At 65.0% G+C, this 16053-nt stretch carries 14 protein-coding genes; 10 read left to right on the forward strand and 4 right to left on the reverse strand.

Annotated features, from left to right (window positions below; all coding sequences use genetic code 11):
* Window positions 1-141 precede the first annotated feature (141 nt).
* Entirely contained in the window at window positions 142-4113 is a 3972-nt protein-coding gene (locus AWJ14_RS21115; protein WP_139112738.1) for a PAS domain-containing hybrid sensor histidine kinase/response regulator, read from the forward strand.
* Here AWJ14_RS21115 and mnmC2 read toward each other — a convergent pair.
* A complete protein-coding gene (gene mnmC2, locus AWJ14_RS21120; RefSeq protein WP_066184346.1) occupies window positions 4104-4856 on the reverse strand; it encodes a tRNA (5-methylaminomethyl-2-thiouridine)(34)-methyltransferase MnmC2 in 753 nt (250 codons plus the stop codon). The genes AWJ14_RS21115 and mnmC2 overlap by 10 nt on opposite strands.
* Here mnmC2 and AWJ14_RS21125 point away from each other — a divergent pair.
* The 5 genes from AWJ14_RS21125 (at window position 4855) to uraH (ending at window position 8501) form a co-directional block, all read left to right on the forward strand.
* Complete coding sequence (locus tag AWJ14_RS21125; protein WP_066184349.1) at window positions 4855-6051, forward strand: NAD(P)/FAD-dependent oxidoreductase; 1197 nt, start codon at window positions 4855-4857, stop codon at window positions 6049-6051. The genes mnmC2 and AWJ14_RS21125 overlap by 2 nt on opposite strands.
* 97 nt (window positions 6052-6148) lie before the next feature.
* Window positions 6149-7072: an allantoinase PuuE gene (gene puuE / locus AWJ14_RS21130; RefSeq protein WP_139112739.1), complete on the forward strand. Its 924-nt coding sequence runs from the start codon at window positions 6149-6151 to the stop codon at window positions 7070-7072.
* Complete coding sequence (gene uraD / locus AWJ14_RS21135; RefSeq protein WP_066184352.1) at window positions 7069-7566, forward strand: 2-oxo-4-hydroxy-4-carboxy-5-ureidoimidazoline decarboxylase; 498 nt, start codon at window positions 7069-7071, stop codon at window positions 7564-7566. Before puuE ends, uraD begins: the two co-directional genes overlap by 4 nt.
* Before the next feature lie 6 nt (window positions 7567-7572).
* Complete coding sequence (locus AWJ14_RS21140; RefSeq protein WP_066184354.1) at window positions 7573-8070, forward strand: ureidoglycolate lyase; 498 nt, start codon at window positions 7573-7575, stop codon at window positions 8068-8070.
* 56 nt (window positions 8071-8126) lie between these two features.
* Window positions 8127-8501: a hydroxyisourate hydrolase gene (gene uraH, locus AWJ14_RS21145; protein WP_066184357.1), complete on the forward strand. Its 375-nt coding sequence runs from the start codon at window positions 8127-8129 to the stop codon at window positions 8499-8501.
* Between the two features lie 37 nt (window positions 8502-8538).
* Here the strand turns inward: uraH and AWJ14_RS23150 are convergent, their stop codons facing one another.
* The 3 genes from AWJ14_RS23150 to AWJ14_RS21155 all read right to left on the reverse strand — a co-directional run bounded on the left by AWJ14_RS23150 (window position 8539) and on the right by AWJ14_RS21155 (window position 11620).
* A complete protein-coding gene (locus AWJ14_RS23150; protein WP_139112740.1) occupies window positions 8539-8775 on the reverse strand; it encodes a zinc ribbon domain-containing protein in 237 nt (78 codons plus the stop codon).
* Between the two features lie 320 nt (window positions 8776-9095).
* A complete protein-coding gene (guaD, locus tag AWJ14_RS21150) occupies window positions 9096-10385 on the reverse strand; it encodes a guanine deaminase (protein WP_066184365.1) in 1290 nt (429 codons plus the stop codon).
* Complete coding sequence (locus tag AWJ14_RS21155) at window positions 10382-11620, reverse strand: urate hydroxylase PuuD (RefSeq protein WP_066184368.1); 1239 nt, start codon at window positions 11618-11620, stop codon at window positions 10382-10384. Before AWJ14_RS21155 ends, guaD begins: the two co-directional genes overlap by 4 nt.
* 299 nt (window positions 11621-11919) lie before the next feature.
* On the opposite strand from AWJ14_RS21155, the gene ugpB reads away from it, so the two are divergent.
* From ugpB to AWJ14_RS21175, 4 genes are all read left to right on the forward strand, one after another.
* Window positions 11920-13230, forward strand: coding sequence for a sn-glycerol-3-phosphate ABC transporter substrate-binding protein UgpB (ugpB, locus tag AWJ14_RS21160; protein WP_066184370.1), 1311 nt, complete (start codon window positions 11920-11922; stop codon window positions 13228-13230).
* A gap of 61 nt (window positions 13231-13291) precedes the next feature.
* A complete protein-coding gene (gene ugpA, locus AWJ14_RS21165) occupies window positions 13292-14173 on the forward strand; it encodes a sn-glycerol-3-phosphate ABC transporter permease UgpA (RefSeq protein ID WP_066184374.1) in 882 nt (293 codons plus the stop codon).
* A gap of 8 nt (window positions 14174-14181) precedes the next feature.
* Window positions 14182-15018 (forward strand): sn-glycerol-3-phosphate ABC transporter permease UgpE, encoded by an 837-nt coding sequence (ugpE, locus tag AWJ14_RS21170; RefSeq protein WP_066184377.1) that lies wholly within the window; start codon window positions 14182-14184, stop codon window positions 15016-15018.
* Window positions 15019-15024: 6 nt separating this feature from the next.
* Window positions 15025-16047 (forward strand): sn-glycerol-3-phosphate import ATP-binding protein UgpC, encoded by a 1023-nt coding sequence (locus AWJ14_RS21175; RefSeq protein ID WP_066184380.1) that lies wholly within the window; start codon window positions 15025-15027, stop codon window positions 16045-16047.
* The last annotated feature ends 6 nt before the right edge of the window (window positions 16048-16053 follow it).

Genomic DNA, 16053 nt, shown 5'->3' on the forward strand with positions numbered 1-16053 from the left:
GCAGGGTTGGTTCGCGGGATCAGTCTCGCGTAAGCGCGCAAGACTAGGTTCTGACGCATGGTTAACACTTTATTCAACGCGTCTAGGTGACATTGCGGGGTGTAACTGGCGTCCAGACGTGGATCAGTGGGAGTTTGCCGCGTGGGTGAGTTGAACAGCAGCGAAAGCGATGACGTGCTGGCGGACGCATGCGCGTTGGTCGGCAGCGACCCCAATCCGGCCTTCGTCAAGGATTCCGAACTGCGCTATGTCGCGGTCAACGCGGCCTATGCGGAGTTGTGGGATTGCACGCCCGCATCGCTGATCGGCCAGCAGAGCCATCATCATTTCGATTCCGCCGAACAGAACGACCGCGACGAAAAGGAACGTCGCAGCCTGGTGTTCGGCAAGGACCAGGTAGCCCTGTTCGCCCATCCGCTCAAGGGTGGGCGGTTTCGGATCCGGATCCAGCGCAAGCGGCAGTCGAGCGGCCGCACCTTCATTCTCGGCCGGTTCGAGCCGATCGCCGGGGTCCGCTTCGAGACCGGCCAGGACTGGTCGGCCGCCGCGCCGGAGGGACAGCCCGCGCCGCGGGTGTTTGCCGTTTCCGCTGCCGGCGACCCTGCAACGTCCGATGACACCGCGATGCGCGGCGACTACCGCCTGCTCAGGGCTGCCATCGCCGCCTCTGCCGAGCCCATCGCGGTGATGGACGCGACCGGCCGGGTGCTCGCCGAAAGCCCGGGCTACCGGACCTGCTCCGGCCCCTGGCAGAAGACGGCGCTGCCCGAGGGCGGCTGGCTGCAGCGGGCCGCTTCCGGCAGGGAAGGCGCGACAGAAACGGACTCCGCGAGCACGGGCCTCGACCCGGCCGACCGTTCGATGCTCCACCGGTTCAGGGAAATCTTCGACCGGATGGATGTCGGCATCGTCCTTTACGATCCCTCCGATGTGCTGATCTACGTCAATCCGGCGATGGATGCGCTGACGGCGCCGGACTACCGCCTGGAGGTCGGGCAGGACCTGCATTCTGCCCTCGAGGTCACATGCACGTTCAGCGCCGAGCACGAGCCGCAGGCGCGTGCGAGCTGGATCGCCGAGCAGACGGCCGCCCATCGCCAATTCGGCGCGGCCAATGTGCAGCGGCTGAAAAACGGGCGCTGGATCCGCATCATCAACCGCGCGCTGGCCGACGGCTGCATTCTGGGCCTGCGCATCGATGTCACCGAACTCAAGGAACGCGAGGCCGCGCTCGAAACCAAGATCGCGGAGAACAAGCTGTTCCGGGCGATTCTCGACGAAATGCCGGTGTCGAGTTTCGTCAAGGACGCCGACTATCGCTACACCTATGTCAACCGCGCCCATGCCGGCCTGACCGGCATCCCCAATGCCGAAATTCTCGGCCGCGACGATTTCGAGATCTTCGGCAGCCACGGCCAGGCGCTGCGCGACGCCGATGTCGAGGTGATGAAGGGCGACAAGTTGATCGAGAGCGATGCGGAGATCACCAACGCCCAGGGCGAGGTGCTCAAGCTGATCGACCGCAAGGTCGCCTTCACCGATCCCGCCGGGCGGCGCTTCCTGCTCGGCACCACGCTCGACGTCAGCGAAATGAAGCGGCGGGAGCGCGATGTGTTCGAGGCGCGCCGGCTGGCCGAGAGCATCCGGGCCGACCTGCAAAGCGCGATCGATGCCATGCATCTGGGCGTCGTCATCGTTGACAAGGACCTCAATGTCGAACTTGTCAACGGCGCGTTCTTCGAGATCTGGAAGATCAGGCGCGAGGACGCCTATCTCAAGGCCCCGTTCCGGCGGCTGATCGACGTCAACCGGCACAACGGCATCTACCAGGTTCCCGAGGAGGAATTCGAGGACTATATCGCCCGCCGGCTCGAGGAAATCCGCCAGGGCTATGTCGAACCGCGCGAGTTCTCCCGCGCCGACGGCAGGACGATGATCTATTCGGTTCGCTCGCTCTCCGAAGGCAAGCGGATGATCTCCTATTTCGACGTGACCGAACTCAAGCAGCGCGAGCAGGAACTGGTCTCGGCCCGCGCCGAAGTCGAGCGTGCCAGTGAATTGCTCGGTGCGGCGGCGGGCGCCATGGCGCAGGGTCTGCTGGTGACCAACCAGAACACGATCCTGTTCGCCAACGACGCCTTCTTCGAGATGCTGGACCTGCCGCGCGAACTGGCGCAGGCCGGCGGCGATCTAAGCGCCTATTTCGATTTCTGCGAAGCCCGCGGCGATTATGGCGACGCGGAACAGGCGCGCATCTCGCGCGCGAAGATCGCTGACAGCCACGAACACGGAACCGCGCTGTCGCTCGAACGGCAGGGCCAGGCTGGCCGCTGGCTCAGGATCGATGCCAAGCCCTCGGCCAACAAGACCATGATCATCACCTACACCGATATCACGGAGGCCAAGAAGCGCGAGGCCGAACTCGAGGAACTGCTCGGCAAGGCCGAGATCGCCGACCGTGCCAAGTCCGAATTCCTGGCAAACATGAGCCACGAGATCCGCACGCCGATGAACGGGGTTCTGGGCATGGCGGAACTGCTGTCGCGAACCGAACTCGACACCCGCCAGCGCACCTTCACCGATATCATCGTCAAGTCCGGCAACGCGCTCTTGACGATCATCAACGACATCCTCGACTTCTCGAAGATCGACGCCGGCCAGCTCGTCCTCGACGAAGCCCCGTTCGATATCCGCGAGACGATCGAGGATGTGGCGACGCTGGTCTCGAGCCGGGCAGCGGAGCGCGACATCGAACTCATCGTCCGCATCGCTCCCGACCTGCCGGCCCGCGTGGTGGGCGATGTCGGGCGCATCCGCCAGATCATCACCAATCTTGCCGGCAACGCCATCAAGTTCACCGAATCCGGCCATGTGCTGATCGAGCTGAGCGGCACGGTCAAGGACGGCAACATGGTCGACATGCAGCTGCGCGTCGAGGACACCGGCATCGGCATTCCGCAGGAAAAGCTCGAGGCCGTGTTCGAGAAATTCTCGCAGGTCGACAATTCCTCGACCCGCCGGCACGAGGGCACCGGCCTCGGTCTTGCCATCACGTCGCGACTGGTGGCGTTGATGGGCGGCACGATCCGCGCTGAAAGTGTGGTCGACCAGGGCTCGGTGTTCATCGTCGACATGGCGATGCCGGTCGACCAGACCGCGCCGCGGGCGCGCGTCGCGCCGATCGACGTGACCGGCGCGCGGATCCTTGTCATCGACGACAATCCCGTCAACCGGGCGATCCTGCACGAGCAGCTGACGGCCTGGGGATTTGACGCCTGCGCCGCGGTGTCCGGACGCGAAGGGCTCGAGGTGCTTGCCGCCGCGGCGCGTTTCTCCGTGCCGGTCGATGCCGTCATTCTCGATTACCACATGCCCGAGATGGACGGGGTGATGACCGCGCGCGCCATCCGCGACGCCTTCGGTCCGGAAAACCCGCCGATCGTCATGCTCACCTCGATGGACCTCAAGGCCACGGAAGTCGATTTCCGAAAGACCGTGGTGCAGGCGACGCTGATGAAGCCGGCGCGCTCGTCGCTGCTGCTCGAAACCATCGTCGAGGTGCTGCAGGCAGCCGTCGGAGCCCGCGGCATGTCCGGCACCGTCCAGGCGGTCGGGCAGGGCGGTTCGGCCGCCACCCGCGTGCCGCCGGCGGCGCCACCGCCGCTTCCGCCCCCTGCCAGGGATGACGTGCGGCTCACCGCAGCCGAGGGGCTGGACCTGCTCGTGGCCGAGGACAACGAGGTCAACCAGATCGTCTTCACCCAGATCCTCGATGATCTCGGCGTGCGCTACCGGATTGCCGACAATGGCGGGGCGGCGGTCGAGCTGTGGCGGACGAAACGTCCTGCGCTGATCCTGATGGACGTGTCGATGCCGGTGATGAACGGCCACCAGGCCGCCACCGCGATCCGCCAGGAGGAGGCAGCCGATCCCGAACTCGGTCATACGCCGATCGTCGGGGTCACCGCCCATGCGCTGGCCGGCGATCGTGACCGCTGCCTTGAGGCCGGGATGGACGATTACCTGTCCAAGCCGATCAGCCCGGAAAAGCTCGAGGCCAAGATCCGCGAATGGCTCCCTGCCGACGTCACCGCGCGGATCAATCAGGCCTGATCGGCCGCCGCTTCGAGGCGTCCCGCGCTCATGTCGCGCTTGCCGGCGTGCCCCTTGCGCTTTTCCACGGCAAATCCGGCCGCCGCGAGGTTGCGCCGGACCCAGCCCGCGGCCGAATAGGTGGCGAAACTGCCGCCCGGGGCGGTGCGCCGCGCCACCAGCCGCATCAGTTCCTCCGACCACATGTCCGGATTGCGCGCGGGCGAGAACCCGTCGAGAAACCAGGCGTCGGCCTTGAAGTTCGCCGTGCCGAGGCGGTCGAGCGCCGCGCCGGTATGCACGGTGAGTTCCACCTGCCTCATGCCGGATCCACAGCTGACGTGGATGTCGCCCGCGGGCCGGTCGGGCCAGGCGGCGATCAGCAGCGCGGTGCGCGCCCCCAGATCCGGCCAGGCCGACAGTGCACGCGCGATCGCCGCGCGCGGCAGCGGGCGCAGCTCGAACGAGTGAAAGCGAAGCCGCGCCCCCTCGGGCGCCAGCGCTTCGAAGGCCGACCAGGTTTCGAGAAAATTGAGCCCCGTGCCGAAGCCGAGTTCGCCGATGACGAAAGGTCGCACGGCCGCGGCGAACCGCGCGGGCAGGTCGTTTCCGCCCAGAAACACGTGTCGGCATTCGGCGCGGCCGTCGGCGCGGGAATAATAGAAGTCGCCAAATTCCTCTGAATAAGGCATATCGCCTTCATGCCAGGACAGCCGGGCAGCCTGTCCCGCGGCGTCATCGTCGAAGGCGGAAGGATAGATCATGGGTGTTGCCGATAGCGGTGGGATTGGCGGCGGTCAAGCCGCGCCGGATCTGCTGGTCGCGGGCGCGGGCGTGGCGGGCCTCTGGCTCACGGTCAAGGCCGCCCGGGCTGGACTCAAGGTGATGCTGGTCGAAGCGGGCAATCCCGGTTCAGGCGCCAGCGGCGGCTTTCTGGGCGCGCTGATGCCGCATGGACCGGAACGCTGGAACGACAAGAAGCAATTCCAGCTGCAGGCGCTGATCGACCTCGAGGACGAGGTGGCGCGGCTCGAATCCGAGACCGGGCTGCAGTGTCTGTATCGCCGCAGCGGCCGCATCCTGCCGCTCTCGTCCGAACGCGCGCGTACCGAGGCGCTCTCCCGCGCGGCCGATGCACAGGCCAACTGGGGGCCGCGCTTTGCCTGGGAAGTACGCCATGCCGCCGATATCGGCGGATGGCCCGACATGCTGCGCGCGCCGCACGGCGTCGTCCACGAAACGCTCTCGGCCAGGGTCTCGCCGCCGGGGCTGTTGGGCGCGCTGCTGGCGAGCCTCGGCGCGATGGCGAATGTCGAATTGCGTCTCGGCGTCGCCGTGACCGGGGTCCTGCCGGAGGGCAAGGCGGCGCGCCTGTCGGACGGCTCGACGGTCGGGTGCGGCCATGTCGCGCTTGCCAACGGTGTCGATGCCTTTCCGCTGATCGCGCAGGCGGCAGGGCTCTCTGGATCGCCGCTCGGCAGCGGCGTGAAGGGCCAGGCGGCATTGCTCGATGCCGGCGCCGCGCCGGAGCTGCCGCTGGTGTTCGATGACGGCGTCTATGTGATCGTCCACGAGAACGGAGCCGTCGCCATCGGCTCGACCAGCGAACGCGACTATGACGACCCTGTGGCCACCGACACGCAACTCGACGATCTGGTCGCCCGCGCGCGTGCCCTTTGCCCGCTGATCAGGGAGGCGCCGGTGCTGCGGCGCTGGGCCGGGGTGCGGCCGCGCGGCGTCGGTCCCGATCCGATGCTCGGGCCGGTTCCCGGCGCGCCCAATGTGCTGGCCATGGCCGGGGGCTTCAAGACCAGCTTCGGCATCGCCCACCGCATGGCCGATTGCGTGGTCGCCGCCGTCACCGGAACGGCCGGCCCGGACCTGCCGGAGAGCTTCACCGTCGCCCACCATATCGCCAAGGCCGCGCGCGGCGGCAAAACCCTCAAGGCAAGAGACTGAAACGGCTACAACAGCTTGCGGTTTTTCTTCAAAACCGGGGTCTCGACTTTTGGGGCCGGGCTGATACCGTTCGGCACACTGGAAATTGAATGGATTCATGCGCATGAGACCCTATCCCCGCGACCTGATCGGCTATGGGCGAAAGACGCCGGACCCGCAGTGGCCAAACGGTGCCCACTGCGCCGTGCAGTTCGTCGTCAACTACGAGGAAGGCGGCGAAAGCTGCATCCTCGACGGCGATGCGGCCTCCGAGTCGCTGCTCTCGGAGATCGTCGGCGCGCAGCCCTGGCCGGGGCAGCGCAATCTCAACATGGAATCGATCTACGAATACGGCGCCCGCGCCGGCTTCTGGCGGCTCTGGCGGCTGTTCACCGAGCGCAACATGCCGGTCACCGTCTATGGCGTGGCGCTCGCCATGCAGCGCAATCCCGAGGCGGTCGCGGCCATGCGCGAGGCGGACTGGGAAATCGCGAGCCACGGTCTGCGCTGGCTCGAATACAAGGATTTCTCCGAGGAGGAGGAACGCCGCCACATCGCCGAGTGCGTGCGCATCCACACCGAGGTGACCGGCTCCCGGCCGCTCGGCATCTATCAGGGCAAGCCGTCGTCCAACACGCTGCGGCTGGTGATGGAGGAGGGCGGCTTCGTCTATTCCGCCGATTCCTATGCCGACGAGCTGCCCTACTGGGTCGCAGGTCCGAAGGGGCCGCATCTGATCGTGCCCTACACGCTCGACGCCAACGACATGCGGTTTGCCACGCCGCAGGGCTTCAATTCGGGCGACCAGTTCTTCACCTATCTCAAGGACACCTTCGACATGCTGATGGCCGAAGGGGCGGCGGGCAGTCCGAAGATGATGTCGGTGGGCCTGCATTGCCGCCTGGTCGGCCGCCCCGGCCGCGCGGCGGCACTCGCCCGCTTCCTCGATTATGTCGGCTCGCACGACAAGGCCTGGGTCACCCGCCGCATCGACATCGCCGAGCACTGGCACGCCCATCACCGGCCGGAGGCCGCGGTATGACCGACCGCGCAGGTTTCGTTGGCCGGCTCGGCGGCGTGTTCGAGCATTCGCCCTGGATCGCCGAACGCGCCTTCGACACCGGCCGCATCGCCGAGCCGCTGGCCGCAGGGCCGGTGCATGCCGCTCTTTGCCAGGCATTCCGTGCCGCTAGCCGCGACGAGCGCTTGGGCGTGCTGCGCGCCCACCCGGATCTGGCCGGCAAGCTTGCGATCGCGGGCGGGCTGACGGCGGATTCGAAATCCGAACAGGCGGGCGCCGGGCTCGACCGGCTGACTCCGGCCGAACATGCCCGCTTCACCGATCTCAACAGCCGCTACATGGAGCGCTTCGGCTTTCCCTTCATCATCGCGGTCAAGGGGCTGACCAAGGACGATATTCTCGCGGCCTTCGAAACCCGCATCGGCAACGATGTCGACACCGAGTTCGCCACTGCCTGCGCCGAGGTCGAGAAGATCGCCGGTTTCCGCATCGCCTCGATCGTGCCGGAGGCCTGAGCCGCGATGCGCCCTCTCACCCTCGAACCGCTCACCGCTGAGGCCTTCGCACCGTTCGGATGCGTGCTCGATCCGGCTTCGGCCGAGTGCCGGCTGATCAATGGCGGCACCACCGAACGGTTTCACGCGCTCGCCATGGCCGACACGGAGGCGCAGGACGGGCGCACCATCCTGTCGCTGTTTCGCGGCCAGCCGCGCGCCTTTCCTTATCAGGTCGGCATGATGGAGCGCCATCCGCTCGGCAGCCAGGCCTTCTTTCCGCTGACGCCGCGTGCCTGGATTGCGGTTGTCGCGCCCGATCGCGACGGCCGGCCGGGGGAGCCGCGCGCCTTCCTCGTGCCCGGCACGATCGGCGTCCAGTACGCCGCCAATGTCTGGCATCATCCGCTGATCGCGGTCGGCGCGCAGAGCGATTTCCTGGTGATGGACCGGGAAGGCGGCGGCACGAATCTCGAGGAAGCCGATTACGACGCGCCTTATGTCGTGGCCGATCCGGCCGGCTGAGAGCGACACCCTGACCCCGGACGCATGACCGGGCCACGCGAGCAAGGAGACCGAAGATGTCCGCCCAACCCGTCCCGACCGGCCGCCTGACCACGCATGTGCTCGACACCGCCCGCGGGCGTCCCGCCGAAGGCCTGGTGATCGAACTGATGCGGGTGGAGGGGCACGAGCATCACCTGATCAAGACCGTGCGCACCAATCATGACGGCCGGGTCGACAGCCCGCTGCTGTCGGGCTTCGATCTCGCCAAAGGTATTTATGAGCTGCGCTTTCATGCGGGCGACTATCTGCGCTCGACCGGCGCGGAGCTGCCCGATCCGGCCTTTCTCGACGTGATCCCGATCCGCTTCGGCATCGCCGACACGGCCGCGCATTATCACGTGCCGCTGCTGATCTCGCCCTACAGCTACTCGACCTATCGCGGCAGTTGAAAAGGCGAAACGTGAACCCGGGATAGGATCGCCGGGTTTAGAAAAACCACATCAGCGGCCCGAAAAGCAGCGCCAGAAGCCCTTTTATGATGCTCTTCTTGTAGAAGCCGAGAATGATCGCGTGGGCCAGCCACAAAAGCCCCCAAGCCGCGGAATTATTGTCGGATTCTATTTGCTCAAGAGATTTGCCGGGTTGCGGACGCCCACAATGGGGGCAAGTTTCTGCGGAATCCGACACTGTGTTCCCGCAGTCGGGACATGCAATTGCCGCCATGCCATCTTGTTCCCAAAAATCAAACCTGCAAAACCATAGATTCTGGAAATGGCACTGTAAATCCTGAAGGATTAGATAGGCGAAGTCTGTCGGAACCGGAAAGCAGACTTGACCGCTGCTTGGAGCGCGTCTTGGGAGGCGAGGAATTGCGGTCGCTCACCGCCAGAAAAAGCGAAAGCCGCGTGGCAGTACATCCGTGCTCACGCGACTTGTAAACGACCCGCTTTTGGATCGCTGCTGAAACACAGCTTGCATCAAGGTGATTAACGAAAAGTTAAGACAGGATTGTGACATCGCCGGGGCAAGTTTTGCCGGCGACGTCACACGGGCGATCCCGCCACATAAACATGCCTGACCGCGCGGTCGTCGCCGAGCGTCTGCAGCAGGAACAGTTCTTCTTCGAGCGAGCCGATCGTTTCCATGCGCAGCCGCATGGCGGGGGTGGCGTTGGCGTCGAGCGCGATGATATCGGCATCGGTGCCGGGCTCGAGCGTGCCGATCTTGTGGACCAGGCCGAGCGCTTCCGCATTGCCGCGGGTCGCCTGCCAGAAGCTCTCGATCGGCGGCACCCGGTTGGCACGCAATTGCTGGATCTTGTAGGCCTCGTCGAGCGTGCGCAGCAGCGAATAGCTCGATCCGCCGCCGATATCGGTGGCGATGGCGGTACGGATGCCATGCTCGCGGATGCGCTTGAGGTCGAACAGCCCAGAGCCCAGGAACAGGTTGGAGGTGGGGCAGTGCACGGCCACCGCTCCCGCCTCGGCGATCGCGTCCATCTCCCGGTCCGACAGGTGGATGGCATGGCCGAGCAGTGTCTTGCGGCTGAGCAGGCCGTAGCGCGCATAGATGTCGGTATAGTCCTTCGCCTCGGGATAGAGCTCCATCGTGTAGGCGATCTCGTCGTTGTTTTCCGACAGATGCGTCTGGATCAGGAGATCCGGGAACTTCTGCACCAGTGCGCCGGCGGCCTCGAGTTGCGCGGGGCTCGAAGTGATGGCGAAGCGCGGCGTGATCGCCACGTGGTTGCGGGCCTTGCCGTGCCAGGTCTCGATCACCGCCAGCGTGTCGTCATGGCCCGCTTGCGCGGTGTCGGTGAGCGGTTCCGGCGCGTTGCGGTCCATCATCACCTTGCCGCCGACCATCAGCAGGTTGCGCCGCGCGGCTTCGGCGAAATAGGCGTCGGCGGAGGCCTTGTGCACCGAGCAATAGGCCGCGGCGGTGGTGGTGCCATGGCGCAGCAGCTCGTCGAAGAACAGCCCGGCGAAGCGCTGCGCATGCGCTTCCTCCGCAAATTTCTGCTCTTCCACGAAAGTGTAGGTATTGAGCCATTCGAGCAGGTTGGCGGCGTAGCTCGCCGTCACCTGCATCTGCGGGAAATGGATATGCGGATCGATGAAGCCCGCCATCAGCAGCAGCGGCCGGTGATCGACGATGCGGGCGTCGAGCGGCGCGCGCGCGGCGATGTCGGTGAAGGCACCGGCCGCCACGATCCGGCCGGCCTCGATCAGGATCCCGCCGTCGGTTTCGTAGAGATAGCTCGCGTGGTCTTCGCGGTCGCGCGGTCGCGATCTGAAGCTGAGCACCCTGCCGCGCAGGAGAATTGCTGTCATGGTTTGGCCTCGCCTGAGAGCGCCGATTCGTACCAGGCGACGATCAGCGCCCGCTCCTGGGGTTCGATGTAGCTCACATTCCCCGGTGGCATGGCATGGCTGCGGCCTGCCTGCAAGTAGATCTCGCGGGCATGGCGGGCGATCTCGGACGCGCTGTCGAGGCGCACGTTCCTCGGCGCGTGAGCGAGCCCTTCCCACAGCGGTTCCGCCGCATGGCACATCGAGCAGCGGCCCATGATCGTGTCGGTGACCGCCTCGAAATGCGCGTTCGCCGCAAAGCGCTCCTGAAGCGGCGTCAGCGCCACCTCGTCCATGCGCTCGCCCGCGCGCGGCAGGCTGGAGAGCCAGATGATGGCGAGGAACAGGGCGGCCGTCGCCGCCCAGGTCCAGTGCGGCTTGCCCTTGCGCGCATGAACCGTGTTGAACCAGTGGCGGATGGTCACGCCCATCAGGAACACCAGCGCCGCGATCAGCCAGTTCCACTGGGTGGCGAAGGCGAGCGGATAATGGTTCGACAGCATCAGGAAGATCACCGGCAGGGTGAGGTAATTGTTGTGCAGCGAGCGCTGCTTGGCGATGCGGCCGTATTTCGGGTCGGGCGTCCGGCCGGCCTTGAGGTCGGCCACCACGATCTTCTGGTTGGGGATGATGATCATCGCCACATTGGCGGTCATGATGGTGGCCGTGAACGCGCCCAGATGCAGAAGCGCCGCGCGGCCCGAAAACACCTGCGTGTAGCCCCAGGCCATCGCTACCAGTACGGCAAACAGCACCAGCATCAGTCCGGTGGTGCTTTGCCCGATCGGCGACTTGCACAATGCATCATAGATGATCCAGCCGGCCACGATCGAGGCAAGCGAGATGGCGATCGCCACCGGCGCGCTCACATCGAGCACAGTGGCGTCGATCAGGTAGAGCTCGGCGCCGGCATAATAGACCACGCACAGCATGGCGAAGCCCGACAGCCAGGTCGCATAGCTTTCCCATTTGAACCAGGTCAGGTGCTCGGGCAGGTTCGGCGGCGCCACCAGATATTTCTGGATGTGGTAGAAGCCGCCGCCATGGACCTGCCATTCCTCGCCATAGGCGCCCACCGGCAGGCCCGGGCGCTGCACCAGCCCCAGATCGAGCGCGATGAAATAGAACGACGATCCGATCCAGGCGATGGCCGTGATCACATGCAGCCAGCGCACCGCAAAGCTCAGCCATTCCCACAGTAACGGGTAATCATACATCAGCGCCCCTCGCACGTCGTGCCTGTTCTTGTTGCGGCGCACATGATGCGCAAAGCCACGGCGAATGGGAAGCCCGCTTTGGGACAGGGATCGACAAATCAGTTGATGGGTTTTCCTGACAATCAGGCGGATTGTCGGGCTCTGCCGAAAGGGCGCGCAGCTTGGTTTCGCTTCGGTTCGTTTTCCACATCCGCTGTCACAAACCTGTTTTGTATTGCCCCCTATAAGCTTTGAAGTTACGTTTCCCGTTCGGGTTACGTTCGTTTCCATGCGTTTCCCATCCAGGGAGGAAGTTCAAGATGAAGAAAACCATCGCCGCCGGCGTTGTCGCCGCACTATTGTCGGGTGTTGCACCCGCCAGCGCCGCGACCCAGATCGATTTCTGGCACGCCTTTACCGGACGCCTTGCCGAGCTTCTTGACGAGCAGGTCGCGAAGTTCAACGCGTCGCAGAGCGAATACACCGTCGTCGCCACCGCCAAGGGCAACTATTCTGAAGCCCTGAATGCCGGCATCGCCGCATTCCGCGCCGGCCAGCAGCCGGACATCCTGCAGGTGTTCGAAGTCGGCACCGCCACGATGATGGCCGCCAAGGGTGCGGTCAAACCGGTCTACGAGGTCATGAAAGAGTCGGGCCTGCCGTTCGACCAGTCCGCCTATCTCGCCGCCGTGGCCGGCTATTACACCACCACCGACGGCCAGATGCTGTCGCTGCCCTACAACTCTTCGACGCCCGTGCTCTACGTCAACAAGGACGCGCTGAAGGCCGCCGGCCTCGACCCGGAGATGGACCTGTCGACCTGGGAGCAGGTCGGGACCGCGCTCGACGCGCTCAAGGAATCGGGATCGAAATGCCCGTTGACCACCGCCTGGCAGAGCTGGATCCAGCTTGAGAACCTCTCGGCCTATCACAACGTGCCCTTCGCCTCTCAGGAGAACGGCTTTGCCGGCCTCGACACGGAGCTCGAATTCAACGGCCCGGTCCAGACCAAGCACATTGAAACGCTCGGCCAGTGGGCCAAGGACGGCAAGTTTATCTATTCGGGCCGTCGCAATGAGGGCGGGGCGCCGTTCCGGGCCGGCGAATGCGCGCTGTTCACCGAATCCTCGGCCGGTTACGCAGGCGTGAAGAAGGAAGCGACCTTCGACTTCGCCATCCGCCCGCTGCCTTACTGGAGCGACGTGGAAGGCGCGCCGCAGAACACCATCATCGGTGGCGCATCGCTGTGGGTCATGGAAGGCCAGACGCCCGAGGAATACAAGGGCGTTGCGGCGTTCTTCAACTTCCTGTCGAGCGCCGAGATCCAGGCCAAGTGGCACCAGGACACCGGCTACCTGCCGATCACCATGGCAGCCTATGAGGCCACCAAGGCCTCCGGTTTCTATGACGAGAACCCCGGCACCGACATCGCCATCATCCAGATGACCGGCAAGGCGCCGACGCCCAATTCCAAGGGCATTCGGCTCGGCAATTTCGACCAGGTCCGCGGCGTCATCGATGAAGAGCTCGAAGGCGTGTGGAACGGCTCGAAATCCGCCAAGGACGCGCTCGACACCGCGGTGACGCGCGGCAACGAACTGCTCCGCCGTTTCGAGCAGGCCAGCCGCTAGCAGCATCGGCCCGGCGGAACACACGAATGTTCCGCCGGGCATCCTTACCGGTTGGTGGATCATGGAAAAGCGCGTCGTCTTCAACAATCGCTGGCTGCCCTATCTTCTGGTGGCGCCGCAATTGCTGGTCACGCTCGTCTTCTTTTTCTGGCCCGCAGGCCAGGCGATCTACCAGTCCGCCTTCATCCCCGACCCCTTCGGCCTGAGCACCCGGTTCGTGGGCTTCGGCAATTTCGAATATCTGTTCGGCAACCGGTATTACCGGGAATCCTTTCTCACCACGGCGGTGTTTTCGGTGCTCGTCACAGTCTCCTCGATGAGCCTGGCGCTCTGGCTCGCGGTGCTGGCCGACCGCGTCATCAAGGGCTCCGGCGCCTACCGCACGCTCTTGATTTGGCCCTATGCCGTCGCTCCGGCAATCGCGGGCGTGCTCTGGCTGTTCATGTTCAACCCGTTCACCGGCATCATCGCCTGGATGCTCGGGCAGATGGGATACACCTGGAACCACACGCTGGACGGCGGCCAGGCCATGGCGCTGGTGGTGGCGGCCTCGGCCTGGAAGCAGATCAGCTACAATTTCCTGTTTTTCCTGGCGGGCCTGCAGGCGATCCCGAAAAGCGTGATCGAGGCGGCGGCGATCGACGGCGCCAGCTTCTGGCGGCGGTTCTGGACCATCGTGTTTCCGCTCCTGTCGCCGACCACCTTCTTCCTGCTCGTGGTCAACGTGATCTACGCCTTCTTCGACACCTTCGGGGTGATCCACACCATCACCAAGGGCGGGCCGGAACAGTCGACCACGATCCTGGTCTACAAGGTCTTCTCCGACGGCTTCGTCGGTCAGGATCTCGGCTCCTCGGCGGCGCAGTCGGTGGTGCTTCTGGTGCTGGTGACGATCCTGACCGTGGTCCAGTTCCGCTTCATCGAACGCAGGGTGCACTACTGATGAGCGGCATGGTCGAAAAACGCGGGGTGGGCACCTGGCTCAGCCATGCCGGCCTGATCCTCGGCATCGCGGTGATCTGTTTCCCGATCTGGATCGCCTTCGTGGCCTCGACCGTTACGCAGGCCGACCTGGTCCGGCCGCCGATGCCGCTGCTGCCGGGTCCGCATCTGGTCAAGAACTACCTCGAGGCGCTGCTGTCGGGCGGCGACGCGCCGGTCTGGCGGATGCTCTTGAATTCGCTGGTGATGGCGCTCGGGATCACCATCGGTAAGATCGTCATCTCGATTCTGTCGGCCTATGCCATCGTCTATTTCCGGTTCCGCTTCCGGATGTTCTTCTTCTGGCTGATCTTCATGACGCTGATGCTGCCGGTAGAGGTGCGCATCGTCCCCACCTATGAAGTGGCGGCCAATCTCGGGCTCTTGAACAGCTACACCGGCCTGATCCTGCCGCTGATTGCCTCGGCGACCGCGACCTTCCTGTTCCGGCAGCTGTTCATGACCATCCCCGACGAACTGACCGAAGCCGCCCGGGTCGACGGGGCAGGCCCGGTCCGCTTCTTCATCGACATCCTGCTGCCGATGTCGCGCACCAACATCGCGGCGCTGTTCGTCATCCTCTTCATCTATGGCTGGAACCAGTATCTCTGGCCGCTGCTGATCACCACCGATCCCTCCATGAACACGGTTGTGATGGGCATCAAGCAGATGCTGCCGACCGGGGACCAGACGGTGGAATGGCCGGTGATCATGGCCACCGCGCTTCTGGCGATGCTGCCGCCGGTGCTGGTCGTCTTCGCCATGCAGCGGCTGTTCGTGAAGGGCCTGGTCGAAAGCGAGAAATGAGAACTCATGGCTGACATCAAACTTGAAGCGATCCGCAAGAGCTATGGCCGGGCCGAGGTGATCCACGGCATCGATGCCGAGATCGCCGACGGCGAGTTCATCGTCATCGTCGGCCCCTCGGGCTGCGGCAAGTCCACGCTCCTGCGCATGGTGGCGGGGCTCGAAACCATCACCTCGGGCGATATCCGCATCGGCGGCCGCGTCGTCAACAAGCTCGAACCGCGCGAGCGCGACATTGCCATGGTGTTCCAGAACTATGCGCTCTACCCGCATATGAGCGTGTTCGACAACATGGCCTATGGCCTCAAGATCGCCAATGTGCCGAAGCCCGAAATCGCCGAGCGGGTGGCGGAAGCCGCGCGCATGCTCGAACTCGAGCCCTATCTCGATCGCAAGCCGCGGCAGCTCTCGGGCGGCCAGCGCCAGCGCGTGGCGATGGGGCGGGCGATCGTGCGCAAGCCCGCGGTGTTCCTGTTTGACGAGCCGCTGTCCAATCTCGACGCCAAGCTCCGGGTGCAGATGCGGCTCGAGATCAAGGCGCTGCAGCGCAAGCTCGGCATCACCGCGCTCTACGTCACCCACGACCAGGTCGAGGCGATGACGCTTGCCGATAGGATGATCGTAATGAATGCGGGCGTGGCCGAACAGATCGGCGCGCCGCTCGAGGTCTATGCCAATCCGGCGACGCTGTTCGTGGCGGGCTTCATCGGTTCGCCGCCGATGAATGTGATCCGCCAGGAGATCCGGCCGGGCAGGGCAGCGCTCGCGCCCGGCGCGGTCATCGGCGTCAGGCCCGAACACATCGATCTGGTCGTGCCCGGCGCGGGACTGATCGATTTCGACGTCGGCTTCTGCGAGCCGCTCGGCGCCGAAACGCTGGTGCATGGCACGACCGACGCGGGCGACAGCCTGGTCGTGCGCATCGACGGCGAAACCCCGCTGCCGGAAGCCGGCACGCGCATCGGCCTTGAAATCGATCCGGCGCGGATCCTGACCTTCGATCCCGACGGGCGTCGCGCCGGCGGCTGATCGCCC

It is taken from the genome of Parahoeflea olei (assembly GCF_001703635.1).
In the GTDB taxonomy this organism is placed as follows: domain Bacteria; phylum Pseudomonadota; class Alphaproteobacteria; order Rhizobiales; family Rhizobiaceae; genus Hoeflea; species Hoeflea olei.